Genomic DNA, 26387 nt, shown 5'->3' with positions numbered 1-26387 from the left:
GGGCCAGGCATGAACAAATTCTTTAAGCTCACCGCGTTGGCGGGCCTGCTGGTAATCGCAGGCCAGTCATTCGCCGTGGACGATATCACCCGGATCGATCAAATCCCCGTGCTGAAAGAAGAGCCGCAGCACGCGACGGTGAGCGAGCGCGTCACATCGCGCTTTACCCGCTCTCACTACCGGCAGTTCGATCTTGATAATGCCTTTTCGGCAAAAATTTTCGATCGCTACCTGAACCTGCTCGACTACAGCCATAACGTGCTGTTAGCCAGCGACGTGGCCCAGTTTGCCGCGAAAAAGACTCAAATCGGCGATGAGCTGCGCAGCGGGAAGCTGGACGTTTTTTACGACCTGTATAACCTGGCGCAGAAGCGTCGATTTGAGCGTTATCAATATGCATTGAAAGTGCTGGAACGTCCGATGGACTTTACCGGCAATGACAACTTCAACCTTGACCGCAGCAAGTCTCCCTGGCCGAAAGATGAGGCCGAGCTGAATGCGCTGTGGGATGCCAAGGTGAAGTTTGATCAGCTCAGCCTCAAGCTGGCTGGCAAAGATGATAAAGAGATTCGCGAGACCCTAACCCGTCGCTACAAGTTTGCCATTCGCCGTCTGGCGCAAACCAATAGTGAAGACGTTTTCTCGCTGGCGATGACCGCCTTTGCGCGTGAAATCGACCCGCATACGAACTATCTCTCTCCGCGCAATACCGAACAGTTCAACACCGAAATGAGCCTGTCTCTCGAAGGTATCGGCGCGGTACTGCAGATGGATGACGACTATACGGTGATCAACTCACTGGTGGCCGGTGGTCCTGCGGCGAAGAGTAAATCCATCAGCGTGGGCGACCGTATCGTTGGCGTTGGCCAGCCGGGTAAAGGCATGGTTGATGTCATCGGCTGGCGTCTTGATGATGTCGTGGCGCTGATTAAAGGTCCCAAGGGCAGCAAGGTTCGTCTGGAAATTCTCCCGGCGGGTAAAGGCGCGAAAACGCGGATTGTGACCCTCACGCGCGAACGCATTCGTCTTGAAGACCGCGCGGTTAAGATGTCAGTCAAAACCGTCGGCAAAGAGAAGGTTGGCGTGCTGGATATTCCGGGTTTCTATGTTGGCCTGACGGACGACGTCAAGGTTCAGCTGCAGAAACTGGAGAAACAGAACGTTAGCAGCATCGTTATCGATCTGCGCAGCAACGGCGGCGGGGCGCTGACCGAAGCGGTTTCGCTTTCTGGCCTGTTTATTCCATCCGGCCCGGTTGTCCAGGTTCGCGATAATAACGGTAAGGTGCGTGAAGACAGCGATACCGACGGCGTGGTGTACTACAAAGGCCCGCTGGTGGTGCTGGTCGACCGTTTCAGCGCCTCGGCTTCTGAAATTTTCGCCGCCGCGATGCAGGACTATGGCCGAGCGCTGATCGTCGGTGAGCCGACCTTTGGCAAGGGGACCGTCCAGCAGTATCGTTCGCTGAACCGCATTTACGATCAGATGCTGCGCCCTGACTGGCCGGCGCTGGGGTCCGTACAGTACACCATCCAGAAATTCTACCGTATTAACGGCGGGAGTACTCAGCGCAAGGGTGTGACGCCAGACATCATGATGCCGACCGGAACCGAAGAGCGTGAAACCGGCGAGCAGTATGAAGATAACGCGCTGCCGTGGGATAGCGTCAATGCGGCAACTTTCGTGAAGTATGGTGACCTGACGCCGTTCGGACCCGAGCTGCTGAAGCGCCACGATGCCCGTATCGCCAAGGATCCTGAGTTCCAGTACATCATGAAGGACATTGCTCGCTATAACGCGATGAAAGACAAACGCAACATCGTCTCCCTGAATTACGCGCAGCGTGAAAAGGAGAATGAAGAAGATGATGCGATTCGTCTGGCCCGCGTTAACGATCGCCTGAAACGCGAAGGCAAGCCGCTACTGAAAAAACTGGAAGATCTGCCGAAGGATTACCAGGAGCCTGACCCGTATCTTGATGAAACGGTTCATATTGCGCTCGACCTGGCCCATGAGGAAAAGGATCGGCCAGCGGTCGAGCCTCCGGCCAGTAAATAATCCCCCAACGGGCACACTAAGTTGTGCCCGTTTTCTTTCTCGCCTTTCCCAACGTTCATTGCCTGATTTCAACAAAATGTCAACGCTTTTGCCCAGCGTCAGCAATATGCTACAAAATGTAAAGTTGTGTCTTTCTCGTGACTTAGCGGGGCCTGATGGTTGAAAATTGGCGTTCTACCCATACCATGTGGGTAATCGCATAGTGCGTTTTGTTAAATCGAGGTTAAAAGAAAATTATGATGCGAATCGCGCTTTTCCTGCTGACCAACCTGGCAGTGATGGTGGTGTTCGGGCTGGTGCTGAGCCTGACGGGAATTCAGTCAAGCAGCATGACCGGGCTGCTGATCATGGCCCTGTTGTTTGGTTTCGGCGGCTCAATCGTTTCGCTGCTGATGTCGAAATGGATGGCGCTGAAATCGGTGGGTGGGGAAGTCATTGAGCAGCCGCGTAACGAAACCGAGCGCTGGCTGATGAATACCGTCGCGCAGCAGGCGCGCCAGGCGGGCATCGCTATGCCGCAGGTCGCTATCTACCATGCGCCGGATATTAACGCCTTCGCGACCGGCGCGCGCCGCGATGCGTCGCTGGTGGCGGTCAGTACCGGGCTGCTGCAGAACATGAGCCGTGATGAAGCGGAAGCGGTTATCGCCCATGAGATTAGCCACATCGCCAACGGTGATATGGTCACCATGACGCTGATCCAGGGGGTAGTGAACACCTTCGTTATCTTTATCTCGCGCGTTATCGCGCAGATTGCGGCGGGCTTCCTCGGCGGCAACCGCGATGAAGGTGAAAGCAGCAACGGCAACCCGCTGATCTACTTTGCGGTAGCCACGGTGCTGGAGCTGGTATTTGGTATTCTGGCCAGCATCATCACCATGTGGTTCTCCCGCTACCGCGAGTTCCATGCGGACGCCGGTTCAGCGAAGCTGGTAGGGCGTGAGAAAATGATCGCCGCGCTGCAGCGTCTGAAAACCAGCTATGAGCCGCAGGAGGCCAGCAGCATGATGGCGTTCTGCATTAACGGCAAAGCGAAATCCATGAGCGAGCTGTTTATGACTCACCCGCCGCTGGATAAACGTATTGAAGCCCTGCGCAGCGGCGAATACCTGAAATAACCGTCGCGTCTGGCCCTGAAAGTAAAAGACCACCTTCTGAGAAGGTGGCTTTTGAGAATGCCCCCTGTAAGGGGGGCTATTGTCACCTGCCGCTGATTACTCTAGCAATTCCATCTGCTGTTCATACGTTTGTTCCGTTTTCTCCTGATGCCTCACATATCGTCTGATAATTTCTTCATTCACTCCCACCGTATCGACAAAGTAGCCTCGCGACCAAAAATGATTCCCCCATAGCTTCTTCCTGATATGTGGAAAACGGTTATAAAGCCTGATGGCACTGCGTCCTTTTAGATGGCCCATCAGAGTTGATATCGAGATCTTTGGTGGAATGATGACGACCAGATGTACATGATCGGGCTGAACATTTAGCTCCAGAACCTCACAATCCTTTATTCCACAGAGGATATAGATCGTCCTGTACAGCTCCTTACCCAGCTTATCTTTCAGGATCCTGAATCGGTACTTGGGTGTCCAGACTATGTGGTATTTGCAACGCCAATATACATGTGATGAACTCCTGTAAAGTCCCATGTCGGTTTGTCTCCTTTTACTTGTGGTGAGTAAGCAGAGATATTCCGACATGGGCATTCTTCAGGCTATAGCCTTACAGGAGCAATCACCACCTCCCTAGGAGGTGGTTTAGGGATGACAACAAAAATCCGCAACCTTCGGGCTGCGGATTTTTTTATGCCGGTTTTGCGTTACAGCCTGACGCGCGGCTGCGTGACGCGTAGCCCGCTGACGGCGGCCGCGACGACGGCAAACGTTCCGGCCAGCAAAAGGGCGGTGTGGGTTCCGCTATCGCCCAGCAGGTTAAACAGCAGCGCCACCAGCGCGGCGCCAGTGCTCTGTCCAAGCAGGCGCGCGGTCCCCAGCATGCCGCTTGCGCCGCCGCTGCGATGAGCCGGCGCTGACGAGACGATGGTGTGATTGTTGGGGGACTGGAACAGACCAAAGCCCGCGCCGCAGAGCGCCATTCGCCAGATAATATCCAGGTCCGACGGCGCGGAGGGCAGTAAAGCCAGGCCGAACAGGCCGCAGGCCATGATGATTAGACCCATCGCGCCCAGCAGCCCGGCGTGAACTTTCTCAATCAAATATCCCGCCAGCGGCGCCATGACCATAGTGGCCAGCGGCCACGGCGTCAGGAGCAGACCGGTTTCCACCTCGCTACGCCCCATCATTGACTGCAGGAAGAACGGCAGCGAAACCATCGCCAGCATCTGGGCGCAAAAAGAGCATATCGACGTACAAATTGACAGAGAGAATAGCGGAATGCGCAGCAGGTCAACCGGCAGCAGGGGGACCGGCATTTTGAGCTGGCGGCGGACAAAAAAGAACCCGACAACCAGCATGGCCATAACCTCCGCCGCAACCAGCGCGCCTGACTGGCCCTGAGCGAACCCGCCGAGGGCGGTAATCAGTAAGCCAAAAGTGAGAGCATTCATGATGGCGCTCGGCAGGTCGAAGCGGGTGACCTTGCTGCGGCCGGTGTTAGCTGGCAGATAGCGCATCGCGAGAAGCAGTGAAATAATCCCCAGCGGAACGTTAATCAGAAACAGCCATTGCCATGAAGCCATTGAGAGAATCGCGGCGGCGATGGTCGGCCCCGCCGCGGAGGAGACGGCCACCACGAAAGAGTTGATCCCCATCCCGCGGCCGAGAAAGCGCTGAGGATAAATCAGGCGAATCAGCGCGGTGTTCACGCTCATCAGCGCCGCGCCGCCGAGCCCCTGCGCCACGCGCGCCAGGGTCAGCATTTCGAGGCTTCTGGAGAGCGCGCAGGCCAGTGAGGTGAAGGTAAAAAGCACCAGGCCGATTTTATAAATACGCCGGTAGCCGACCATATCGCCGAGGAAAGAGAGCGGCAGCAGCGCGATAACGATAGCGATTTGGTAGGCATTGACTATCCAGATTGAAGAGGCCGGGGATGCGTTTAAATCGCTGGCGATGGTCGGCAGGGCGACGTTGGCGATAGCGCCGTCCAGCACCGCCATCGCCAGGCCTAATACAATGGTCAGAATGGCGCCGTAACGCTGCGGTAAAGGCAGCCCATCGGAGATGTTTTTATCCATGTGAAGTCTGTATCTTATCGGGAACTATTAACTGGTTAATAATTTTAGCATTGATTATTCAGCGGTATGTCGCAGATTTGTAACGAATCGGCAGAAGAACGATTGCGGGTAGCGGGATGCGAATTTATAATAAAAACCGGTTCTAATTTTTATAAAACAGTTGCGATGAGGTGATAAATGGCAGTTGCAGATTTGGATAAACAGCCAGATTCTGTCTCTTCGGTATTGAAGGTTTTTGGCATTCTGCAGGCGCTTGGCGAAGAGCGTGAAATTGGCATTACCGAACTGTCCCAGCGCGTCATGATGTCAAAAAGCACCGTTTATCGCTTTTTGCAGACCATGAAATCGCTGGGATACGTAGCTCAGGAAGGTGAGTCCGAGAAATATTCTCTGACCCTGAAACTCTTCGAACTTGGCGCGCGGGCTTTGCAGAACGTTGATTTGGTGCGCAGCGCTGATATTCAGATGCGCGAGCTTTCACGCCTGACGAAAGAGACCGTCCACCTGGGCGCCCTGGATGAAGACAGTATTGTTTACATCCACAAAATCGACTCAATGTACAATTTGCGCATGTATTCGCGCATCGGGCGTCGTAACCCGCTGTACAGCACCGCGATCGGTAAAGTGCTGCTGGCCTGGCGCGATCGTGCCGAGGTTGAGCAGATTCTGGAAGGGGTGGAGTACAAACGCAGCACCGACAGAACTATCACCAGCACCGAAGCGCTGCTGGCGGTTCTCGATAAGGTCCGCGAGCAGGGGTATGGCGAAGATAACGAAGAGCAGGAAGAGGGGCTGCGCTGCATCGGGGTTCCGGTTTTCGACCGCTTCGGCGTGGTTATCGCGGGCCTGAGTATCTCTTTCCCGACGCTGCGTTTCTCGGAGGAGCGCCTGAACGAGTACGTGGCGATGCTGCACACGGCGGCGCGTAAAATTTCAGAACAGATGGGCTACAACGATTATCCGTTCTGACCTTGTGCGTAAATCGGGCTACAGTGTATGTAGCCCGTTCGTGACTAGCCGTTATCGACTACCGTGGCGCTTTTTCGCAGGATAGGGCAATCGGTAATGCCGATAATACCGCTGCTGGAATGAACATATTGTGCGGTACTGATGCCGCGAGCCGTGAGATATTTACACTGCAATCCCAGCCCCCCGGCATTCTCGCTGCTGCCCATTAATACGCCGTAGCCGCTTAATAATACGCCAATCCACAAGATAGCCAGCACCACAATGGTACGAATGATCAATCGCATTGTTGCCTCATTATTTGTATTATCCTTGCGTCCATTCTGGCATGAACATCGTTTGAAACAAGTCTATGATTCCTAAACTTGCCTTTCGTATTACAGTTAGCCGCGGTTTAAGAAGGTCATGCTATCCTGGCGACATCTGATACTGATGCGGAGTGTGGAGTGAAAAAATTACGCTGGGTTTTGCTGATAGTCATCATCGCAGGTTGTTTACTGCTATGGACTCAGATGCTTAACGTAATGTGCGATCAGGATGTACAGTTCTTCAGCGGCATCTGCACTATCAATAAATTTATTCCCTGGTAAGACATTTTTAATATGACTGATTTTCTTCTGCCGCGCGGGTGGTAGAATAAACGCCTTCTCTTTGAGGTGGTGAAATGAGTGAGTTACTAAATCCTGGGATTGTAAGCCTGGCATCCGTGGCGCTTTCAGTTGTGCTGTTGCTTGTCGGCCTGTTGTTATGGTTTTTTGTTAATCGCGCCAGCTCGCGCGCTAATGAGCAGATAGCGCTGCTGCAGGCGCTGCTGGATCAGCAAAAGCGGCAAAACGCGCTGCTGCGCCGTCTCTGCGAGGCCAATGAGCCAGAGAAGGAGAGTGCCGCAGAACCTTCCATCGCCGAGAAGGGGAAAGGCGACGACGACTTCATTCGTCTGGTCGCAGAGCGCTAATCTGATTGTCAGGTGTACATCGTGACGGTGTGCGCCTGTATCTCCCCCGGTGTATAACGTACCCTTATCGATAAATTCTCTTCCGACCGTAAACCTGCCCACCGGCAAGCGGAGGCGGCGCGTTTATGCTCTCTTTAATTAGTTTGTTTAATTCATCAAATAAAAGAACAGGAAAGACCTGACTGTCATCAGGCGTTCATTATTGCCGTGAAGTATAGACAATATTTTAAGTACTTCAATTAACGCGCTTCGATATTATGCCATGGGCCGGTAAAGCAATTTTTCAACTATCGATATGAGCTTTTAAATGCATCTTTATGCAATGATTTCTGACTCCCCCTAAAATTGGCAGTTTGGCTCTACGCGGGGCCCGGCAAGCTGAAGTCATTGAGCAATGGTCGATAAACTCCCAGGCAGGGGGCCGTCTCAGCGGCGCCAGCGCGGAGGGAGAAGGATAAGCCAGAGGAAGCAAAGTCGCATAAATGTGCAGGTGATCAAATGATTCCCTTATAATTTGTGCGAGCGATCGAGAGCCGTCTAAAAATGGCTTGCCATTATTTACGTAGTATGTGATAACACCTTTCGGGTTAAACGAGGTACAGTTCTGTTTATGTGTGGCATTTTCAGTAAAGAAGTCCTGAGTAAACACGTTGTCGTTGAATACCGCTTCTCTGCCGAACCTTATATTAGTGCCTCATGCAGTCATGTGTCAGTTTTATCTATGTAAGTGCCCCACGGGCGAAGAAAACAGTCTAAGGAATTTTGCAAATGGCAAAGATTAAAGGTCAAGTTAAGTGGTTCAACGAGTCTAAAGGTTTTGGCTTCATTACTCCGGCTGATGGCAGCAAAGATGTGTTCGTACACTTCTCCGCTATCCAGGGTAACGGCTTCAAGACTCTGGCTGAAGGCCAGAACGTTGAGTTCGAAATTCAGGACGGCCAGAAAGGTCCAGCTGCAGTTAACGTAACTGCTATCTGATTTAGACCACTGAATCTTGTAAGAAAGCCTCGCAGCCGCGGGGCTTTTTAGTCTTTATTGCAAATCATGTCATTTTTCCTCCCTCTGTTGCGCTTTGTTGCAAAACAACATCCTTATTAGCACTGTTTAGCAACCTGTTTTGTATATATCTGTTAAATCAGGTGGTTGCAAAATAATGATGGAGCTAAGGTGCAAAAGAACAAACTTAAGTCAGCCGCTAACTTTACCCCTTTACGGTTTGGGTTGTTATGCGTGGCCATTCTTTGCTGTATGGGTCTGCTGCTGGCCCGGGTAGGCTGGCTGCAAATTGTCTCTCCCGACAATTTGGTTAAACAAGAAGATATGCGCTCCTTGCGCGAAGAGCCTATCGACGTGCAGCGCGGCATGATTAGCGATCGCGAGGGCCGCCCGCTGGCGGTTAGCGTGCCGGTGAGCGCCATCTGGATCGATCCGCAAACAACTCTCGCAAAAGGCGGCGTCGGGTATGGCCCGCGCTGGCAGGCGATGGCGCAAGCTTTACACCTCAACCTTAGCGAGCTTGCCCATCGCGTGCAGACGCATCCTCATGCGCGTTTTCTCTATCTGGCGCGTCAGATAAACCCGGAGCAGGCGGAGTGGATCGACAAGCTGCACCTGCCGGGGATTAATCTGCGCGATGAGTCGCGTCGTTTTTATCCCGCGGGGCACGTTGCGGCTAATCTGCTGGGCTTTACCAATATCGATAATCAAGGAATCGAGGGGGTAGAGAAAAGCTTTAATGCCCAGCTAACCGGTCAGCCCGGGCGCCGTTTGGTGCGCAAAGACCGGCACGGCAACGTCATCGAAAATATCACCGAAGTCCCGGCGGTCCCGGCCCACAATTTGCAGCTCAGTATCGATGAGCGTCTGCAAACGGTGACCGAGGACGCGCTGGATAACGCCGTGCGCTGGAACAAAGCGGAATCAGGGGCGGCGGTATTAATTAAAATTGATACCGGGGAAATCCTGTCGATGGCCAGCTACCCCGATTTCAACCCTAATAATCGCGATGACGCGAAGCTGGATGATTTCCGCAATCGCGCGATTAGCGATACTTTCGAGCCGGGGTCGACGGTTAAGCCGCTGGTGCTGATGACCGCGCTCCAGCAGGGCATTGTTCAGCCGGATAGCGTGGTGGATACCCATCCGTTTACCCTCGACGGTCATCGTATTCGCGACGTCGGTTACTACCCTGAGCTGTCCCTCACCGGCATTCTGCAAAAATCCAGCGATACCGGCGTTTCACATTTGTCGCTGGCCATGCCGATTCAACATCTTATCGATACCTATAAAGCGTTCGGTTTCGGCGACTCTACCGGTCTGGGATTAACCGGTGAAAGCGCCGGGCTGATGCCGCAGCGTCGCTACTGGGGACAGCTGGACCGGGCGACATTCGCCTTCGGTTACGGCCTGATGGTTACGCCGCTTCAGCTGGCGCACGTTTACGCAACTATTGGCAGCTACGGTATTGAGCGTCCGCTATCGATCACGCGTATCGATCCGCCGGTCATGGGCACCCGAGTGATGCCGGAGCAGATTGTGCATGAAGTCGAACATATGATGGAGAGCGTTGCCTTGCCGGGCGGCGGGGGCACCAAAGCGGCGGTGCGCGACTATCGGGTGGCGGTAAAAACCGGTACCGCCAAGAAAATTGGTCCTGACGGGAAATATATCGACAAATACGTGGCCTACACCGCAGGGGTGGCGCCCGCCAGTAACCCAAAATTTGCGCTGGTAGTGGTGATGAACGACCCCAGCAACGGTTCGTATTACGGTGGGGCAGTGTCGGCGCCGGTATTCAGCCAGATCATGGGCGATGTCCTGCGCCTGGAAAACGTGATGCCAGATGGGATGCCGCAGGGTTCTGAAAACCTGATCGTCATGCATCATGACGGCGTGCTGCCGCCTGCGCTGTAACGGTGGCCTGGAGGGGCGAATAGCGCTACACTTTCGCCCTTTCAGCACACCGGAGTTGCCATGTCTTACAGTTGCCCACTTTGCCACGCGCCGCTTGAGCGCCGCGATAATAGCTTTATCTGCCCGCAGCGGCATCAGTTCGATCTGGCGAAGGAAGGGTACGTCAATTTACTGCCGGTGCAGTTTAAGCGCTCCCGCGATCCGGGCGACAGCGCTGAAATGATGCAGGCCCGGCGGGCGTTTCTCGATGCGGGTCATTATCAGCCGCTTCGCGACGCGATCTGCGCTTATCTGCACACTTTCGCTCCGACCGATTTACTGGACATCGGCTGCGGGGAAGGCTACTACACGCACGCTTTTGCCGCCATCGCCAGCCGCAGCTGGGGTCTGGACGTGTCGAAATCCGCTATCCGCGCGGCGGCAAAACGGTACCCGCAGGTCAACTTTTGCGTCGCCTCCAGCCAGCGTTTACCGTTTGAGGATGCAAGCCTGGATGCGATAGTACGTATTTACGCCCCCTGCAATGCCGTTGAGCTGGCGCGCGTTGTCCGCCCCGGCGGCTGGGTCATCACCGCGACGCCGGGGCCTCGTCACCTGATGGAGCTGAAAGGGTTGATATACGACGAAGTGCGTTTGCACGAGCAAAACGCGGAAGAGATGGCAGGGTTTACGCTACGTCACCAGCAGCAGCTGGCCTATCCGATGCAGCTTAACGGCAGCGAGGCGGAAGCTTTACTGCAAATGACGCCGTTTGCGTGGCGGGCTAAGCCGCCGGTTCGGGAAGCGCTGCGTCAACAGGTGGGATTCGGCTGCCAGACCGATTTTGCCATTCACTGCTGGCAGCGCGACGCCTGAGGATCAGCCGGCGAAATGGCTCCAGAGGATCTGGGCGCCGATGCCAATCAGCACGATACCGCCGAGGATTTCCGCCCGTTTGCCGAGCAGCGGGCCGATAAAACGTCCCACCATCATACCGAGCGTCGACATTATCAGCGTGGCGCAGCCGATAGCCAGCGCGGTGGCGATAATGTTGACCTGCAGAAACGCCAGGCCAACGCCGACGGCCATGGCGTCAAGGCTGGTAGCGAATGCGGTGGTCACCAGCAGCCAGAAACCGTGGCGTCGCGGAGTTTCGCAGTCGTCGTCGTTGCCGCCGCGAAACCCTTCGATAACCATTCGACCGCCGAGAAACACCAGCAGCACAAAGGCAATCCAGTGGTTCCACTCGAGAACGAACTGGCTGGCAAGCATCCCCATTCCCCAACCGACCAGTGGCGTGAGCGTTTCGATAGCGCCAAAGATAAGACCCGTGCGCAGGGCTTCAGAAAATTTAGGTTTATGGAGAGTGGCGCCTTTGCCAATAGAGGCCGCGAAGGCGTCCATGGACATGCCGAAGGCAAGAAGAATTGTAGCGGATACATTCATGAGAGCGTCCTGACCGGGGATAATCCATATGACACATCGCCGCCCCCAGTAAAAATACGCGGCCCATCCTGAAGATGAGGCGCCGCGTACAGCAGCGATGCGTCTATGGTCTCGCCTGATTGAAGACGTTCTTCTTCAACCCGTACGTGCCACGTTTTGCAACGAGTATGTTGACACGTACATTTTCTGGCAGGCAGAAAATTGGCTACTCCCCAACGACGGGCGCAACCTTAACATAATTTTAGAATATAAAACAATAACAGAGTCAGGTTATTTTGCTAACCAAATGATAACGATTTTCATTTAAATTTAGAAGTGAATAATTCGTTAATAAATATCGGCGAATTAAACGAATGGAATATAGCCGCGGCTATATTCCATTCGCCGTGGAATGACAAAATATAGCGCAGGCTATATTTGTAACTCATTGAGTTGAAATGAGAAGTTTGTATATTTTTTCCAGGTCGTCGATATTTTGTACGCGAATTAGCAGGCGACGCTGCTCTAATTGCATGACCAGCACGCCATCTTCCGATAAATTCATCTCTTTAATACGCTTATATTCGATCCAGATATTGGCGAAAAAAAAGCCTTCTTTTTTGAAGATGATTTTGGGTGAACGGATCCAGAAAAGATATAACCCCATCAAGGCCAGGGCAGATAATAGCCAGGTGGTGATAAGTTCGCCCTGGCTGGCAATATTGTTATAAATCAGGATAGCAATGAGGCCGACGAAGATAATGCCATCGACGCGATTGCGGCGGAGCAGGGGGATAGCCAGCAAAACGGGGCCATTGCGGCGCGGCATGATGAACTGATCGTAAATCGCAAACGCGAGCAGAACGAGAATAAACAGGATTAACACCAGGTCCGTGATTGTCATCCATCCTCCAAATAAAAAAGCCGGGGGCAAGCCCCCGGCGCACAGCGTGTAGATTACTGGCCCAGCAGGCCGACAGCGTAGCCCGCGATACCGATGACGAAGAAGCCAACGATGATCCACAGGGCGTTAACTTTCTTGCGCAGCAGCCACATACAGGCGAAGGTCAGCAGCAGCGGCACCAGGCCCGGCATCAGCTGGTCAAGGATAGTCTGCACGGTGGTCACGCGCGTCTGGCCATCCTGACCGGTGATGGTGGAAACCACCAGCGGGATGTTCACGTGCGTCCACTTGTTAACCAATGCCCCCATGACAAACAGGCCGAGAATTGACGCCCCCTCGGTCAGTTTCTGCAGGAAGCCGCCGCCCATATCTTTAACGATATCGATACCTTTACGGTAACCGTACGCGACGCCGTAATAACGGGTCAGCAGACGCACCGCGTTAAACAGGATAAAGAACAGCAGAGGCCCGAGCAGGCTGCCGCTCATGGCGATACCTGCGCCCAGCGCGGCGAACACCGGACGAACGGTACCCCAGAAGATAGGGTCGCCCACGCCGGCCAGCGGGCCCATCAGACCAACTTTGATACCGTTGATAGCACCATCGTCGATCTCTGCGCCGTTAGCACGCTGCTCTTCCATCGCCAGCGTTACGCCGAGAACCGGCGCCGCAACGTAGGGATGGGTGTTAAAGAACTCAAGGTGACGCTTAATCGCCTGTTTACGCGCATCGTTGTTCTCCGGATACAGGCGACGAATAGCCGGCACCATGGAGAAGCAGAAGCCCAGCGCCTGCATACGTTCGAAGTTCCATGAACCCTGGAACAGGTTAGAACGAATGAACACGCCACGAATATCACTCTGAGTCAGTTTTTTCTCGGTGGTATTTTTAGTCATATCAACCATTTCGCTCACCTGTTAGTCCAGTTCGTTGTCGAGATCGTTATTACCAGCAGCCTGCACAGGCGCACCCGCTACGCGGTTGTATTTCGGGCTCAGCTGGATGTAGAGCACCGCCATCACGGTACCAATTACACCCAGAGCAACCAGGTTGAAATCGGTGAACGCGGCGGTAACAAAGCCCAGGTAGAAGAACGGCATCAGGTAGCCTGCGCGCATCATATTGATGACCATCGCGTAACCGACGACCACGATCATGCCGCCCGCGATGTTCAGACCGCCGGTAACCACTTCTGGAATGGCGTTCAGCATACCCTGTACTTCGCTGGTACCGACGGAAATCGCCACGATAACGGCAGGGATAGCGATACGCATGGCCTGCAGGAACAGCGATGAAACGTGCAGCCAGGATATGGCCGTCAGGTTTCCATTCTCCGCGGCCTTATCCGCCGCGTGCTGGAAGGCAACGGTGATGGTACGAACGATAATGGTCAGAACCTGGCCTGCCGCGGCCAGCGGGATTGCCAGCGCGATACCGGCACCGATGCTTTGATGGCCGGCGATAACCAGAACGGTAGAGATGATGGAAGCAAGGGCGGCATCCGGCGCAACGGCCGCACCGATGTTCATCCAGCCCAGGGCGATCATTTCCAGGGTACCACCGATAATAATACCGGTTTTCATATCCCCGAGAACGGCGCCAATCAGCGTACAGGCCACCAGAGGACGGTGGAACTGAAATTCATCAAGTACCGACTCCATACCCGCAATACACGCGACGATGAACACCAGCACAATCTGAAGAAAGGTAATCTCCATTGTACTTCTCCTGTTGATTAAGTCTTAAGTTGAAAATTGCGTTGCGATCCGCGGGGTGACTTATTTCACCTTGGCGATCAGATCCATCATTTTCAGTTTCTGGTCGGTGGAAACTTTGCGGGCCTCCAGTTCGATACCGCGGGCATTCAGCTTTTTGAACGCTTCGATATCTTTCTCATCGACCGAAATGGCGTTGTTCACCTGCGTTTTACCCTGGCGGAAAGCCATGCCGCCGATGTTGACGCTGGTGATTTTCACACCGCCTTCAACCACGCGTTCAACGTCCGTTGGGTTAGTGAACAGCAGCATAATGCGCTCGCCTGCGTATTTAGGGTTGTTATAGACGCGGATCATTTTCGCGACGTCTACAACGTGGGCGGTAACGCCCGGAGGAGCAACCTGAGTCAGCAGCGTTTTACGTACGGTATCCGCCGCAACTTCGTCGCTGACGACGATAATGCGGGAAACGTTGGTTTCTTTAGTCCAGCGAGTGGCGACCTGGCCGTGGATTAAACGGTCATCGATACGCGCAAGCCCGATAACCATGTAGTCGTTTGGACCCATTGGCTTCAATGGCGCAGCCGCTTTCGGTGCAGCCGCCTGAACCGGAGCAGGGGCGGCCTTTTCCACCGGCTTCGCTTTCAGCGCCTTAACGCCCTCGCGACCGGTTTCTACCGCCAGGGCAACCAGCTCATCGAACGACGGGTTGTCGTCACGCGCCATCAGCGTTTCGACCAGCATCGGAATATTAACGCCCGCGATGACTTCATAATGTTCTTTATCGACGACAATGCGGCTGGCCGCGTTAAACGGGCTGCCTCCCCATGTATCGACGAGAAATAACACGCCTTTTGCTGTATCCAGCTTTGCCAGCTGAGCGTTGTACTTTTCGATTAACGTTTCCGCGTTTTCGCCAGGGACGAAATCAATCCAGCCAACGTTTTCCTGTTCGCCCAGCAGCATTTCTGCCGTTTTTAACAGCTGTTCTGCAGCCCAACCATGTGTGCCTATTACAATAGCAATCGTCACTTGCTACCTCCTTTATAATCGTGAATGCATCATCTGTTCTGATACATCCTGAATCACTCTTGCGAACAAAATCGATTCAGTAAGGGTGTAAGATATAAAGTAATTACTACAGCGAATTATTTTAGACAGTGAAAAAATAATTAATGTGATGAAGCTCCGCTAATTATGCATCTGTTGGTAATTATTTTGCAGCGCAAAAAATAGTCTTAGCTATTGCAAAGACAGGTAAATTTTTTCCAATTATGCTCTATATTTTGCTATGTTTACGTTCCGTTTAATTACTCAGGAGTATAGGGCATAGCCCGCTATATGGACCGTCACCGACGTCTTTTCACCTTCCGGCACGCGTTTGCCGCCGCCACCTGCTACGTCTTTTCACCAGCAACAAGTGTCTCGTCTGTGCATGACACAGCGATGACTACGCCTGCCGTTAACTGGAGCTGCTCATGGAATTCTTAATGGATCCCTCTATTTGGGCCGGTTTGCTGACGCTTGTCGTCCTTGAAATCGTACTGGGTATCGACAACCTGGTGTTTATCGCCATCCTTGCCGACAAGCTGCCGCCAAAGCAGCGGGACAAGGCGCGCCTGATCGGCCTCTCGCTGGCGCTGTTTATGCGCCTGGGTCTGCTGTCGGTTATTTCGTGGATGGTGACCCTGACGAAACCGCTTTTCAGCGTTGCCGATTTCTCGTTTTCAGGACGCGACCTGATCATGCTGCTCGGGGGGATATTCCTGCTGTTTAAGGCGACCACCGAACTGCATGAACGGCTGGAGAACCGCCAGCATGACTCCGGTCATGGTAAAGGCTATGCCAGCTTCTGGGTGGTGGTACTACAAATCGTGGTGCTGGATGCCGTGTTCTCGCTGGACGCCGTGATTACCGCGGTCGGGATGGTTAACCACCTGCCGGTGATGATGGCGGCGGTGGTGATCGCGATGGCGGTGATGCTGCTGGCTTCGAAGCCGTTGACTAATTTTGTCAACCAGCATCCGACGGTGGTAGTGCTCTGTCTGAGCTTCCTGCTGATGATCGGCCTGAGCCTGGTGGCTGAAGGTTTTGGTTTCCATATACCGAAAGGTTACCTGTACGCCGCGATTGGCTTCTCGATAACCATCGAGTTCTTTAACCAGATTGCGCGCCGTAACTTTATTCGTCATCAATCGACCCTGCCTCTGCGCGCGCGCACTGCCGATGCGATCCTCCGTCTGATGGGCGGGCGTAAGCAAAGCGCCGCGGCGCATGATAGCGATAGCGCGTCCGTCGTGCCGATCCCCGAAGGCGCGTTTGCGGAAGAAGAGCGCTACATGATTAACGGCGTGCTGACCCTGGCCCAGCGTTCGTTGCGCAGCATTATGACCCCGCGCGGGGAAATTAGCTGGGTAAACGCCGAGCAAAGCGAAGAGGAAATTCGCCGTCAGCTGCTCTCTTCACCGCACAGCCTGTTCCCGGTCTGCCGCGGCGAGCTGGATGAAATCATCGGTATCGTGCGGGCGAAAGAGATGCTGGTGGCGCTGGAAGCGGGTGACAACGTTGCCGCTCTGGCTTCCGCCTCGCCGGCGATTGTGGTCCCGGAAACGTTGGACCCGATCAATCTGCTGGGCGTGCTGCGCCGCGCCCGCGGTAGCTTTGTCATCGTGACTAACGAGTTTGGCGTCGTACAGGGGCTGGTTACGCCGCTGGACGTACTGGAGGCGATTGCCGGCGAGTTCCCGGACGCTGACGAAACGCCGGAAATTGTCATCGACGGCGACGGCTGGCTGGTGAAAGGTTCAACCGACGTGCATGCGTTGCAGCAGGCGTTGGGGGTAGACGATCTGGTCGATGAGGACGAAGATATTGCCACGGTTGCCGGCCTGGTGATTGCCGTCAACGGCCATATTCCGCGTCCGGGCGACGTGCTTGAACTGTCACCTTTGCAGTTCACGATTGTTGAAGCCAACGACTATCGCGTCGATCTGGTACGGGTCGTCAAGCTGCGACAGTATAACGACGAAGAAGAGTAACGGTTGATGCCCGTCGGCCCTCGGGCCGCCGGGCATTTTTAAGCGTTCAGCTCCCGATGCTTTTCCGCCGCCAGCCACTGCGGAAAGTCCTCTACCGGCATCGGCCGGGCGTAGTAAAATCCCTGCAATAAATCGACGCCGTTGCCGCGCAGATACTCTTCCTGATCCCGGGTCTCTACCCCTTCCGCGACCGTCACAATCTTCAGCCGGTGGGCGAGAGCAATGATCATGTCGGTCACCGTTGCGTTGACGCTATCAATTCCAATTGCGCTGGTGAAGGATTTATCGATCTTCAATACGTCAGGACGCAGCTTTTCCAGCCAGGAAAGGGAGCTGTTGCCGGTGCCGAAATCGTCGATGGCCAGCTTTACTCCCTTAAAATGGAGATGTTCGGCCATATGGTGATCGCCATCCTGGAGTACGTCGCGTTCGGTGAGCTCAACCACCAGCTGCTGTACCGGATGGGCGCTGAACCAGTAGTGATGCAGATCGCGCAGCAGTTCGCCGTTGGCGAAATGGCGGGCGGCGACGTTGATGCTGATGTGAAAATGTTTGTCCTGCGGAAAAAGGGCTAATTTGTGGGCCGTCTGGGAGATGACATAGCGGGTGAGGGGAACGATCAGATTATAGCCTTCGGCTATGGGGATAAACACCTCCGGCGAGATAGCGCCTCTGCGTGGATTATTCCACCGCAGCAGTATTTCCACGCCGCAGCACTGACGGGTGCGCAGGTCCTGCAGGGGCTGGCACCAAAGCGTGAACTCGTGGGCGGCAATACCGAGATTAATTTCCCGGGAAAAGCTCATTCTTCCCGCGGTCGCCAGCCAGGCGATGCCGGTCATTAACAGGCTGATTATCAGCGCCAGCGGCAGTTCGCCCGGTAGCTCATTGAGGGCGACCGCTGAGGCGCCCGGCCCGCTGACGTTAATGGTGAAGGGAAACTGCGTCGACGACTGGCGGTAGATGATTTGCTCGCCCGGCAAGGATTCCTGTTTAATCAGCCCGGAACCGCCAATAAAGCTTTTATCGCCAACGCTGAGGCCAATGCCGGTAATTAATGGCGATTTTGCATTAAAAATTAACTCGCCCAGCAGCTCGATATTGATCACCAGCAGGACGCCATCGGCGCCGCTAAGCGAAGCGGGATACCACTGGATAAGCACCGGCGTCCCTTTAAGCAGCGATGCGTCGTAGCTGAAGGTAAGCAGGTCGTGGTTGGCGGGGAGCGCCGGCTGTAACTGGTGAACCGGAATATTTCGTTGGCCAAAAATACTCGAGCAATAGAGCAGGTCAGACTGGACCAGCGCGATGGAACGTACCGTTTGCAGCGATGCCGCCAGCTTACGTAACGTGAGGTGGACGTCCTGACAGGGCTGGTTCACAAGTTGCAGCAGCGTGGCATGCTGGGCCGCCAGGGGCCGCAGAATATTATCCATTGCGGCCACCATTTTATTGGTGCTGAGCTGGACGCGCTGCTGATTTAAGCTACGCTGCGAAATAAATCGTATCACTAATGTTGTCGTCAGGGTCAGTAGCGCGACCAGCAAGCAAACCAGGATACGTTTCCTGCGGTAGGTTGTGATAACTTTTTGTGCAGTCTGCATGCGCGACGCCCTGTCGGCTAAAAGTGTTAATGAGAGTAACAGCCGTTATAGAGCAAGTGTAGTGGGCGCAGATAATAATATAGCGTGGAAAAAGAAGAATGCGCCCGGGGGCGCATTCTGTAGGACACGGATTAGTCGCACTGAACTTTAATCGCCAGGCCGCCGCGCGACGTTTCCCGGTATTTGGCGTTCATGTCTTTACCGGTCTCGTACATGGTCTCAATGACTTTATCGAGCGAGACGCGCGGTTCGCTGGTGCGGCGCATGGCCATCCGGCTGGCGTTGATCGCTTTGACGGAGGCAATGGCGTTACGTTCGATGCACGGCACCTGTACCTGGCCGGCCACCGGGTCGCAGGTGAGGCCAAGGTTGTGCTCCATGCCGATTTCCGCCGCCACGCAGACCTGCTCGGGGCTGGCGCCAAGGATTTCCGCCAGGCCCGCAGCGGCCATTGAGCAGGCCACGCCCACTTCGCCCTGACAGCCCACCTCCGCGCCGGAAATGGACGCGTTCATTTTATACAGCGTGCCGATAGCCCCTGACGCCAGGAAGTAACGAATATAGATATCCGGGCTGACGGACTCGATAAAGTGGTCGTAGTAAGCCAGCACCGCCGGTACGATGCCGCAGGCGCCGTTCGTCGGTGCCGTCACCACGCGGCCACCGGCGGCGTTTTCTTCGTTGACCGCCAGCGCGAACATGTTGACCCAGTCCACCACGTTCATCGGATCGTGGGAGAGTTTATCGCTGGCAACCAGCATCCGCCGCAGCGCCGAGGCGCGACGAGGCACGCGCAGCGGGCCGGGCAGAACGCCTTCGGTATTCATTCCGCGATCGATACAGGCGCGCATGGTCTGCCAGATATTGGCAAAATAGTCTTCAATCTCTTTTTTGCTGTGCAGCGCCAGCTCATTCTGCATCACCATGCCGGAGAGCGACATGCCGGTCTCTTTGCAGTAGCCCAGCATTTCCTGAGCGGATTTAAACGGATAGGGTACGGTGAGTTCGCTGGCGCTCTCTTTGCCGAAATGCTCTTCATCGACGATAAAACCGCCGCCGATGGAGTAATAGGTTTTGCTGTAGATTTCTTTCTCGCCAGCCCAGGCATGAATGGTCATGCCGTTTTCATGCAGCGGCAGGTTGTCGCTGCGAAAACGCATACCGTCATTCTGCGGGAAGTCGACCTCATGCTGCCCCTGGGCCAGCAGCAGGCGACCGCGCGTTTCAACGTCGCGGATAAATGCCGGTATCGCGTCAATATCGACCGTATCGGGCTGATTGCCCGCCAGTCCCATAATAATGGCGATATCCGTATGGTGGCCTTTGCCGGTTAATGACAGTGAGCCGTAGACGTCAACCGCCACGCGCGTCACTTCATTAAGCAATCCCTTTTCGACCAGGTCATCGACGAACTGTTTACCGGCCTTCATCGGCCCTACAGTATGGGAAGATGAGGGGCCGATCCCCACCTTGAACATGTCGAATATACTAATCACGCTAACACTCCTGACAGGGTTGTCGCGGGTGCGACAACGATGTAATCACTGCGCATAGTGTAAGAGGGAACCAGGTCATCGGCTTATCTATTCACATGAATTAAACTAATAGATAACCGCGGATTTACTAATGCTGAGAACGCCGTCTCAGTTTGAGTATAGCTAAGGACGGGCGCCTATCTGTAGCGCCAGCTCGCGAATAATGCCGGCGGTCATTCCCCAGACAAAATAATGCTGGTACCAGGAGAGCCAGACGCGATGCGAATTGCCGCGGCGATGGATATCCAGCGGATGGTAGCGCCCCAGGCGCAGCGCTTCGGCCAGCGGCATTTCGAAGACCGCGGCCACTTCATCCTGGCTGGCGTGATAGTGCAAATTGGGTGGGATAATCCCTACCACCGGAGTAACCTGAAAGCCGGTCACGCTATCGACCGGCGGCAGAACGCCAATCACCTCAACCGACTCCGGCGGGATCGCCACCTCTTCCTGCGCTTCACGCAGCGCGGCGGCGATTAGCGTTGCATCGCTGTTATCTACCGCGCCGCCGGGGAAGGCCACCTGACCCGCATGCTTGCGCATCAGCGGCGAACGCTGGGTCAGCAGCAGCCCCGGCTGCGGGCGGCGAACTATCGGTACCAGCACCGCGGCCTGGCGCTGGTTGAGCGCGTGGCGCGTGGGCTGCGGACGCAGAAGCTGAAAACGTGAGAGGAAATCGTCAAGTTCGAGGGCGCTGTCCGCCATGTTCTAGCTCTCCAGTTGATGCAGGATACGATTAACTTTATCAAAAGTTTCCTGATATTCCGCTGCCTCTTCGCTATCGGCCACAATTCCGCCGCCGGCGGAGCAGTAGAGGTGTCCCTGCCAGGCCGTCAGCGTACGGATAGTGATACTGGTATCCATGTTGCCGCAGAAGCTGAGATAGCCGATGCTGCCGCACCACGCGTTGCGCCGCTGCGGTTCCAGTTCATCGATGATCTCCATCGCTCTGACCTTCGGCGCGCCGGTGATTGAGCCGCCGGGAAAGGCCGCGCGCAGCAGGTCGGCGGCGTGCAGATGAGCGGGCAGCCTGGCGGTGACGGTGCTCACCAGATGATGCACGGCGGGGAAGGGTTCCACCACAAACAGCTCAGGAACGCGAACGCTACCGGGTTCCGCAACCCGGCCAATATCGTTACGCATTAAATCGACGATCATCAGATTTTCGGCGCGGTCTTTTGGCGAGTTCGCCAGCTTTTGCGCCTGCAGCGCGTCCTGCTCAGGGTCGGTCAGCCTGGGTAATGTCCCCTTAATGGGCCGGGTCTGAATTTCGCCTTGCCGGAGCTGAATAAAACGCTCGGGCGACAGGCTTAATACGGCCCCTTCATCCAGGCGAATAAAGGCGCTGAACGGCGCGCGATTGGCGCGGTTAAGCTGACGGAAGGCCTGCCACTCATCCCCGCGATAGCTCGCCGTAAACCGCTGCGCCAGGTTGACCTGATAGCAGTCGCCGCTGTGCAGATAAGCCTGAATCTGGCGGAACTTCTCGCCATACTCCTCGCGGCTCATATTAGCGCGCCACGCTGAGGTCAGGGTAAAGGTTGCAGCGACAGGCGCAGTCTGTGCTTCCAGCCACGCCAGGCGCGCCTGCGGATCGTCATAGCTGAATAACGATACCTCCCGGCGCTGATGATCGACGATTAACGCCCAGTCATAAATACCTACCGCCATATCCGGCAGTTCGATATCCGCGTCGGCCCGCGCCGGCAGATGTTCAAAACGACGACCCAAATCGTAGCCGAACAGTCCCAGCGCGCCGCCGAGAAACGGCAGATGCGGATGAGGCTGCGGCTGCAGGTTACAGTGCGCCAGCTGCTGATGCACCAGCGTAAGCGGATCGGCGGCGGAGGTTGAGACGGTTTCCCCTTCGCGTAGGGTGGTTAGTTGACCGTGAGTCACCAGCGTGGCGCGCGGCTGGGCGACAATGATGTCAAAACGGTTATGCGCATGTTCGGCAAAACCGGAATGCAGCAGCATCGCCCAGGGCTGGGAACTTAACGGGCTAAAATAGTATTCAGCGGCATCCGGGCGCCAGGGCAGGGAAATCATTGCGGGGGACAACATCGTCTTCTTCAATCCTGATCGTTACCGTCCGCTAGTATACGCGCGGACGGCGTGAAATAATTACGCCCCACAATGTAGCAGGAGTCAGTCATGTTTGCAGGTTTACCTTCGCTGAGCCACGAGCAGCAGCAAAAAGCAGTGGAACGAATTCAGGAGCTGATGTCGCAGGGCATGAGCAGCGGCCAGGCGATTGCTTTAGTGGCGGATGAACTGCGCGCCTCGCATACCGGGGATCGGATTGTGGCGCGCTTTGAGGATGAAGACGAGTAAATCCCCCGTTGCGATCAAATGCCGCTTTCCGGGAGCGGAAGGATCGCATCAGGTCGTTTCCCGGGATCGTCGTACAGCGTTACGTGCGTGACGCGATCGCCGCGCCAGAAGGTAATGTGCGTACCGGCTGGCGTATGATGCACATTCACCTCCGTCAGCGGCGCGCGGTTAGCGAAATCCCACAGGCAGACGAAACGCGCCTGCGGCAGGTGATTGCGCATCACCAGATAGCTGAGATCGCGAATCGCCGGGTTATCGGGCGCCAGCCCTTGCCAGAGTTCACCATCGCCGGAAAGCCAGAGCGCAACGGTGTCTTTGTCGCGCGCAAAGTGGCGCGGCTGGCAGCCGTTCAGCGGGGTCATGGTGGCATTGGCCATGTGCCGCAGCGGTCCGCTGAGCGAAAAAGGCTGCGGCGTACCGCTCTGGTCCAGCGCCCGCGCCGCCAGGTGCAGTGTCCAGTCAAGCTGCTGGCGATGCGGATTTTCCACGGTAGAGAGATCGATCAGTACCTCTTCAAGCCACAGCAGGCGACGGCGAAAGCGTACGCCTCGCCAGGCCGCCGCGTCCCACTCGACCCGGCTATGGCTGTTGAGCTCCGGCGGCGGCTTCCCCCAGTCAACCTCGCTATCCAGCCACAGAGAGTCGCTATCCATATGCCAGCCTAGCACCTGCGGATTGGCCGGAGGCTGGTTGGTCTGATTGACCGAAAGCGTATTGTGGGTGGCGCTGTTTTTATAATAGTCATAGTGCATTTTCGCACCGTAGCCGGTGGTGCCCATATCCGTGAGCAGCCAGCCGTCGCGATGCCAGAGCATCAGCCCCAGCCTGTCGTAATGGTCATGCTCGCCGCCCCAGGGGCTGTGCTTAATCAGCAGCGCCTGCTGTGGTCGCCGCCATAACGTCAGGCCGGCGCCGGGCGCAAACAGCGACTGCTGCGGGATCAGCGGCAGGGGCGTTTCCGGCAGGGGGTGTTCGCGCCACAGTAAGGTTTCACGCTCGTCGGGCGTCGTTTCGGTAAACTGCAGCACCGCGGCGTACTGCGGGTCACGCCAGATAAACCAGGCGAACTCGTAAAGATCCTGATGATTGAGCTTCTCCTGCCCGGCGAGGCAGTCATTAAGCCGCGGGAAGGTGCCGTCCGGCAGCAGCAGCGACAGCGGGAACGTCAGCATCGCCTGATACCACGGGCCGTCCAGCAGGCTCCAGCGGGTGCCGCGCGCCAGCTTCTCAAACGCCAGAAAGCCCTGCAGCGCGTAGTAGTGATAGTGAACGGAGCCTTCAAACCATAGCCCCTCCGCCAGCAGGCCATTTTCCAGCTGCCAGCGCAGGCCGTACGGCTGGTTCACGGCAAACTCCAGCAGCGTCTCCTCTTCGAGGATGAAACCCAGTACGCCAAGCGCCGCGCTGATTTTAACCTCATGGTTGTGGATCTGCGGGCTACGATGGTCGCGCAAAAACGCTGCAGCGCAGCGCAGCAGGTTTTCACTGATGTGCCGCTGCTCGCCGGGCGCCAGGCTGTCGCGAATGAAGTCATAACCCAGCGCCATTTCCAGAATGCAGTTGGCTTCGCACAGCGTCTGGGCGTTCATCTTGCCCGGTCCGTTGTTGGGAATATCGCCGTGGATCTCATAGCCGGGATAGACATCCGCGTAGCCCATCAGCAGCGTGCGAACTTTATCGCGATACGCCGTTTCGCCGGTCAGCCGCCATAACAGGCCAAGCTGCTGACAGGCGCTGGCGTTACGGCCATTCATCTCGCGCCACCATGCGCCATCCCACGGTTCACCGCTAAATATTTCCCCATCGACCGGGCAGGCATGCTGGTGGGGCGTATCCGCCCGCCACGCCAGGCGCACGCCGTGGCGCGGACAAAAGTAGTAGAGATTCCAGCTGGCGATCCCTGACTGCGGAATGCGAACCGCTGCATCTAATACCGGCTGAGCATCCTTCACCAGCCGTTCAAGCAGTCCGCTATTCGCGGCTGCACGTCCGACAATGTCGGGCCAGAGCCCGGAGAATTGTTTCATTAGCGGTTATCCCTGACCTCTGACGATGCGGAAAGCGGGGCGATGAGCGTAGTGATATCGTCGGGGTATTTCGCCCGCAGCCACTGCGCTTTGTCACGGAACAGCGGATCTTCCGGCCAGGCGTGCGCGGCGGTGGCGATATTGCGCAGCGCTTTCTTGTCATCCATTTTATCCAGGTCCTTCCAGGGCCACGGCGTATCGCTGTTAATAAACCCGGCGATGTATTGATAGCCTTTGCGCAGGCTATGGTCGTCGAGGGTGAAGTTCCAGATATCGACGCCCGCCTTCTCGCCGAGCCTTCCCAGGCGGTTGTAGGCTTCAAGGTTAAAATTGCTGTAGTGCCACGGGCGCGTGCGCTCCAGTTCGGCCATCTGGCGGCCTTCAATATCAAATTGTCCCGCAATACGCCGCAGCTGGGTGATGTACAGGCGCTTTTTCGCCTCGTCGGTTTTCCCACTGAACAGGGCGAAGGCGGCGGCCTGCATATCGAAATAGCTGCCGTGATTGTTATGCCAGTTCTCTTCTTCAAAGCCGTTCTGGCTGGTGGTCATCCAGTGATAATAGTCACCAAACCACTGCTTCAATGCGCTAACGTCGTTTTCGCTCAGCGCATCGGAGGATTGCAGCAGGGCGATGGCGTCAACGACGTCAACCAGCGCGCGGCTATCAATAATGCCGATACCGCGTCCGGTATTGATGCCGGGAATGGCCTGGGCATGCTGCAGGTTGGGGGTCATGCGCGTTTTGGGATCGAGGAACCAGGTCTTTAACTGCGCCGCCGCCTTTTGCGCGTAGCGTTCGTCGTGAGAGAAGTACCACGCCAGCGCCAGCGTTGACACGTCGTTACTCATCTTCACCAGCCGGTTCTTATCGGTGGCGTCGCTATTGGCGTCAGGGTTGGTTTGCCCATCTTTGCGAATATAAGGAAGCCCGTCTTTGGTATCGGGATTCGGCCACCAGTAAGGCGGAAAGCTGTAGTAGTCGTGTTTATTGCCGCTGGCGGCGACCAGCGTTTTATCCATCACCGAGAACAGCGGATGATTGAGCGCCAGATCGGCTTTTTTTAGCAGCGCCGCTTGCGCCTGAACAAATAGCGGATCTTTCGCGGCGATCTGCTGCCGGCTAAAGGCTAAATCCTTTCCGTCTAGCGTATATGGCTCGGCGGCATACGAGGCGGCGCTCAAGCCGGAACAAAACAGCGCAATGCCTAACAAACCTCGGCGAGGTATTGAGTTCATCGTGATAACCCTTCTGCAAATATGAGAAAAGATAACAACAGAATTATACCTGACGCGTATTTAAAGAACGCGTGAAACAGGCGGTGTAATTAAAAACAATATATTTAAATATTCGATGGCGAGCAGTGTAAAAGACAAAGTGATTTTTTTTGTGATGTCCTTCAAGTTTAACGTTTTGGATAAATAATGACGCTTTTAATGCAGCGTACATCACGTTTTTTGCCGTTTTTCTCTGTTTTTTGAATCTTTTAACAAAATCAGTAAAATTATAATCAATTGATTTTTATGATTATTTATTTTTTGTCACTTTTTTTGTCACTTCCGTGTGTGATCTGTCTCAATTTTCTTGTTTTTGAAACGCAATTTCTTTTTTATACGGTTGTATTGGGAAATACATTTCTATCTAATGAATGGAAATAATTCTTGCGCCAGCTGTATTAACGCCTGAGCGATATTCAAATTCTTTTTCGTGTATTAATTGAGAATTTAATTACCTTTGTGCCCTA

General features: G+C 55.2%; 24 protein-coding genes, 1 pseudogene and 1 riboswitch. Of the genes and pseudogenes, 11 read left to right on the top strand and 14 right to left on the bottom strand.

Translation table 11 applies throughout. The features are described 5' to 3' along the window. The first annotated feature begins 9 nt into the window (after positions 1-9). Positions 10-2058 (top strand): carboxy terminal-processing peptidase, encoded by a 2049-nt coding sequence (gene prc / locus BJF97_RS17905; protein ID WP_032694908.1) that lies wholly within the window; start codon positions 10-12, stop codon positions 2056-2058. A gap of 236 nt (positions 2059-2294) precedes the next feature. Then, entirely contained in the window at positions 2295-3176 is an 882-nt protein-coding gene (htpX, locus tag BJF97_RS17900) for a protease HtpX (protein ID WP_014229823.1), read from the top strand. Positions 3177-3272: 96 nt separating this feature from the next. Here htpX and tnpA read toward each other — a convergent pair whose 3' ends face one another. Beyond that, positions 3273-3707 carry an IS200/IS605 family transposase gene (gene tnpA, locus BJF97_RS17895; RefSeq protein WP_014228411.1) on the bottom strand — a complete coding sequence of 145 codons (435 nt, stop codon included), beginning with the start codon at positions 3705-3707 and terminating at the stop codon, positions 3273-3275. Between the two features lie 170 nt (positions 3708-3877). Then, a complete protein-coding gene (locus BJF97_RS17890; protein ID WP_014229822.1) occupies positions 3878-5251 on the bottom strand; it encodes an MFS transporter in 1374 nt (457 codons plus the stop codon). A 177-nt stretch (positions 5252-5428) separates the two neighbouring features. On the opposite strand from BJF97_RS17890, the gene kdgR reads away from it, so the two are divergent. Next, a complete protein-coding gene (gene kdgR, locus BJF97_RS17885; protein ID WP_014229821.1) occupies positions 5429-6220 on the top strand; it encodes a DNA-binding transcriptional regulator KdgR in 792 nt (263 codons plus the stop codon). Between the two features lie 44 nt (positions 6221-6264). Here kdgR and BJF97_RS17880 read toward each other — a convergent pair whose 3' ends face one another. Then, entirely contained in the window at positions 6265-6504 is a 240-nt protein-coding gene (locus BJF97_RS17880; protein ID WP_004122000.1) for a YobH family protein, read from the bottom strand. A gap of 159 nt (positions 6505-6663) precedes the next feature. Here BJF97_RS17880 and mgrB point away from each other — a divergent pair, with 159 nt between their 5' ends. From mgrB to rlmA, 6 genes and pseudogenes are all read left to right on the top strand, one after another. Continuing rightward, positions 6664-6807, top strand: a complete 144-nt coding sequence (gene mgrB / locus BJF97_RS17875; protein ID WP_002911375.1) for a PhoP/PhoQ regulator MgrB — start codon at positions 6664-6666, stop codon at positions 6805-6807. 74 nt (positions 6808-6881) lie between these two features. Further along, positions 6882-7172 carry a YebO family protein gene (locus tag BJF97_RS17870; protein ID WP_004103312.1) on the top strand — a complete coding sequence of 97 codons (291 nt, stop codon included), beginning with the start codon at positions 6882-6884 and terminating at the stop codon, positions 7170-7172. Positions 7173-7782: 610 nt separating this feature from the next. After that, positions 7783-7928 (top strand): annotated as a pseudogene (locus tag BJF97_RS32745) (DUF2627 domain-containing protein). A 12-nt stretch (positions 7929-7940) separates the two neighbouring features. After that, on the top strand, positions 7941-8150 hold the full coding sequence (cspE, locus tag BJF97_RS17865) for a transcription antiterminator/RNA stability regulator CspE (protein WP_001062678.1): 210 nt from the start codon (positions 7941-7943) through the stop codon (positions 8148-8150). A gap of 189 nt (positions 8151-8339) precedes the next feature. Next, the gene (gene ftsI, locus BJF97_RS17860) at positions 8340-10085 is read left to right on the top strand and encodes a peptidoglycan glycosyltransferase FtsI (RefSeq protein ID WP_032694114.1); all 1746 of its coding nucleotides are present in this window, start codon (positions 8340-8342) and stop codon (positions 10083-10085) included. A 60-nt stretch (positions 10086-10145) separates the two neighbouring features. Continuing rightward, positions 10146-10940, top strand: coding sequence for a 23S rRNA (guanine(745)-N(1))-methyltransferase (gene rlmA, locus BJF97_RS17855; RefSeq protein ID WP_014229819.1), 795 nt, complete (start codon positions 10146-10148; stop codon positions 10938-10940). 3 nt (positions 10941-10943) lie between these two features. Here rlmA and mntP read toward each other — a convergent pair whose 3' ends face one another. The 5 genes from mntP to manX all read right to left on the bottom strand — a co-directional run bounded on the left by mntP (position 10944) and on the right by manX (position 15140). Next, the gene (mntP, locus tag BJF97_RS17850; protein ID WP_014229818.1) at positions 10944-11510 is read right to left on the bottom strand and encodes a manganese efflux pump MntP; all 567 of its coding nucleotides are present in this window, start codon (positions 11508-11510) and stop codon (positions 10944-10946) included. A gap of 70 nt (positions 11511-11580) precedes the next feature. Further along, a riboswitch (yybP-ykoY riboswitch) is annotated at positions 11581-11736 on the bottom strand. 198 nt (positions 11737-11934) lie between these two features. After that, a complete protein-coding gene (locus BJF97_RS17840) occupies positions 11935-12393 on the bottom strand; it encodes a DUF986 family protein (RefSeq protein ID WP_004852044.1) in 459 nt (152 codons plus the stop codon). 53 nt (positions 12394-12446) lie between these two features. After that, the gene (locus tag BJF97_RS17835) at positions 12447-13298 is read right to left on the bottom strand and encodes a PTS mannose transporter subunit IID (protein WP_004103307.1); all 852 of its coding nucleotides are present in this window, start codon (positions 13296-13298) and stop codon (positions 12447-12449) included. 12 nt (positions 13299-13310) lie between these two features. Beyond that, complete coding sequence (manY, locus tag BJF97_RS17830; RefSeq protein ID WP_004103305.1) at positions 13311-14111, bottom strand: PTS mannose transporter subunit IIC; 801 nt, start codon at positions 14109-14111, stop codon at positions 13311-13313. A 60-nt stretch (positions 14112-14171) separates the two neighbouring features. Continuing rightward, positions 14172-15140, bottom strand: a complete 969-nt coding sequence (manX, locus tag BJF97_RS17825) for a PTS mannose transporter subunit IIAB (protein ID WP_004103303.1) — start codon at positions 15138-15140, stop codon at positions 14172-14174. Between the two features lie 446 nt (positions 15141-15586). Here manX and yoaE point away from each other — a divergent pair, with 446 nt between their 5' ends. After that, the gene (gene yoaE / locus BJF97_RS17820) at positions 15587-17146 is read left to right on the top strand and encodes a CNNM family cation transport protein YoaE (RefSeq protein WP_004852040.1); all 1560 of its coding nucleotides are present in this window, start codon (positions 15587-15589) and stop codon (positions 17144-17146) included. Positions 17147-17184: 38 nt separating this feature from the next. Here yoaE and BJF97_RS17815 read toward each other — a convergent pair whose 3' ends face one another. From BJF97_RS17815 to pabB, 4 genes are all read right to left on the bottom strand, one after another. Next, complete coding sequence (locus BJF97_RS17815; protein WP_032694113.1) at positions 17185-18750, bottom strand: EAL domain-containing protein; 1566 nt, start codon at positions 18748-18750, stop codon at positions 17185-17187. Positions 18751-18881: 131 nt separating this feature from the next. Further along, the gene (gene sdaA / locus BJF97_RS17810) at positions 18882-20246 is read right to left on the bottom strand and encodes an L-serine ammonia-lyase (RefSeq protein ID WP_032694112.1); all 1365 of its coding nucleotides are present in this window, start codon (positions 20244-20246) and stop codon (positions 18882-18884) included. Between the two features lie 162 nt (positions 20247-20408). Continuing rightward, positions 20409-20987, bottom strand: coding sequence for a CoA pyrophosphatase (locus BJF97_RS17805; protein ID WP_004852034.1), 579 nt, complete (start codon positions 20985-20987; stop codon positions 20409-20411). Between the two features lie 3 nt (positions 20988-20990). Continuing rightward, complete coding sequence (pabB, locus tag BJF97_RS17800) at positions 20991-22346, bottom strand: aminodeoxychorismate synthase component 1 (RefSeq protein ID WP_032694111.1); 1356 nt, start codon at positions 22344-22346, stop codon at positions 20991-20993. A gap of 90 nt (positions 22347-22436) precedes the next feature. On the opposite strand from pabB, the gene BJF97_RS17795 reads away from it, so the two are divergent. Continuing rightward, positions 22437-22616, top strand: a complete 180-nt coding sequence (locus tag BJF97_RS17795; protein WP_004103292.1) for a YoaH family protein — start codon at positions 22437-22439, stop codon at positions 22614-22616. A gap of 14 nt (positions 22617-22630) precedes the next feature. On the opposite strand, the gene BJF97_RS17790 is transcribed toward BJF97_RS17795, so the two are convergent. Both BJF97_RS17790 and BJF97_RS17785 read right to left on the bottom strand, forming a co-directional pair. Then, positions 22631-24643 carry a heparinase II/III domain-containing protein gene (locus BJF97_RS17790; protein WP_032694110.1) on the bottom strand — a complete coding sequence of 671 codons (2013 nt, stop codon included), beginning with the start codon at positions 24641-24643 and terminating at the stop codon, positions 22631-22633. Next, positions 24643-25881: an alginate lyase family protein gene (locus BJF97_RS17785; protein WP_032721098.1), complete on the bottom strand. Its 1239-nt coding sequence runs from the start codon at positions 25879-25881 to the stop codon at positions 24643-24645. Before BJF97_RS17785 ends, BJF97_RS17790 begins: the two co-directional genes overlap by 1 nt. Positions 25882-26387: the final 506 nt, after the last annotated feature.

It is taken from the genome of Klebsiella sp. LTGPAF-6F, from assembly GCF_001753185.1.
GTDB lineage: Bacteria > Pseudomonadota > Gammaproteobacteria > Enterobacterales > Enterobacteriaceae > Klebsiella > Klebsiella michiganensis.
The sequence above is the reverse complement of the archived record's forward strand: the minus strand, read 5'-3'. Positions and strand labels throughout refer to the sequence as shown.

Bases quoted from the DNA above. Each gene is read 5' to 3' on its own strand.
- prc (WP_032694908.1), top strand. From the start codon at position 10: ATGAACAAATTCTTTAAGCTCACCGCGTTGGCGGGCCTGCTGGTAATC.
- htpX (WP_014229823.1), top strand. From the start codon at position 2,295: ATGATGCGAATCGCGCTTTTCCTGCTGACCAACCTGGCAGTGATGGTG.
- tnpA (WP_014228411.1), bottom strand. From the start codon at position 3,707: ATGGGACTTTACAGGAGTTCATCACATGTATATTGGCGTTGCAAATAC.
- BJF97_RS17890 (WP_014229822.1), bottom strand. From the start codon at position 5,251: ATGGATAAAAACATCTCCGATGGGCTGCCTTTACCGCAGCGTTACGGC.
- kdgR (WP_014229821.1), top strand. From the start codon at position 5,429: ATGGCAGTTGCAGATTTGGATAAACAGCCAGATTCTGTCTCTTCGGTA.
- BJF97_RS17880 (WP_004122000.1), bottom strand. From the start codon at position 6,504: ATGCGATTGATCATTCGTACCATTGTGGTGCTGGCTATCTTGTGGATT.
- BJF97_RS17870 (WP_004103312.1), top strand. From the start codon at position 6,882: ATGAGTGAGTTACTAAATCCTGGGATTGTAAGCCTGGCATCCGTGGCG.
- cspE (WP_001062678.1), top strand. From the start codon at position 7,941: ATGGCAAAGATTAAAGGTCAAGTTAAGTGGTTCAACGAGTCTAAAGGT.
- rlmA (WP_014229819.1), top strand. From the start codon at position 10,146: ATGTCTTACAGTTGCCCACTTTGCCACGCGCCGCTTGAGCGCCGCGAT.
- mntP (WP_014229818.1), bottom strand. From the start codon at position 11,510: ATGAATGTATCCGCTACAATTCTTCTTGCCTTCGGCATGTCCATGGAC.
- BJF97_RS17840 (WP_004852044.1), bottom strand. From the start codon at position 12,393: ATGACAATCACGGACCTGGTGTTAATCCTGTTTATTCTCGTTCTGCTC.
- BJF97_RS17835 (WP_004103307.1), bottom strand. From the start codon at position 13,298: ATGGTTGATATGACTAAAAATACCACCGAGAAAAAACTGACTCAGAGT.
- manY (WP_004103305.1), bottom strand. From the start codon at position 14,111: ATGGAGATTACCTTTCTTCAGATTGTGCTGGTGTTCATCGTCGCGTGT.
- yoaE (WP_004852040.1), top strand. From the start codon at position 15,587: ATGGAATTCTTAATGGATCCCTCTATTTGGGCCGGTTTGCTGACGCTT.
- BJF97_RS17815 (WP_032694113.1), bottom strand. From the start codon at position 18,750: ATGCAGACTGCACAAAAAGTTATCACAACCTACCGCAGGAAACGTATC.
- BJF97_RS17805 (WP_004852034.1), bottom strand. From the start codon at position 20,987: ATGGCGGACAGCGCCCTCGAACTTGACGATTTCCTCTCACGTTTTCAG.
- pabB (WP_032694111.1), bottom strand. From the start codon at position 22,346: ATGTTGTCCCCCGCAATGATTTCCCTGCCCTGGCGCCCGGATGCCGCT.
- BJF97_RS17795 (WP_004103292.1), top strand. From the start codon at position 22,437: ATGTTTGCAGGTTTACCTTCGCTGAGCCACGAGCAGCAGCAAAAAGCA.
- BJF97_RS17790 (WP_032694110.1), bottom strand. From the start codon at position 24,643: ATGAAACAATTCTCCGGGCTCTGGCCCGACATTGTCGGACGTGCAGCC.
- BJF97_RS17785 (WP_032721098.1), bottom strand. From the start codon at position 25,881: ATGAACTCAATACCTCGCCGAGGTTTGTTAGGCATTGCGCTGTTTTGT.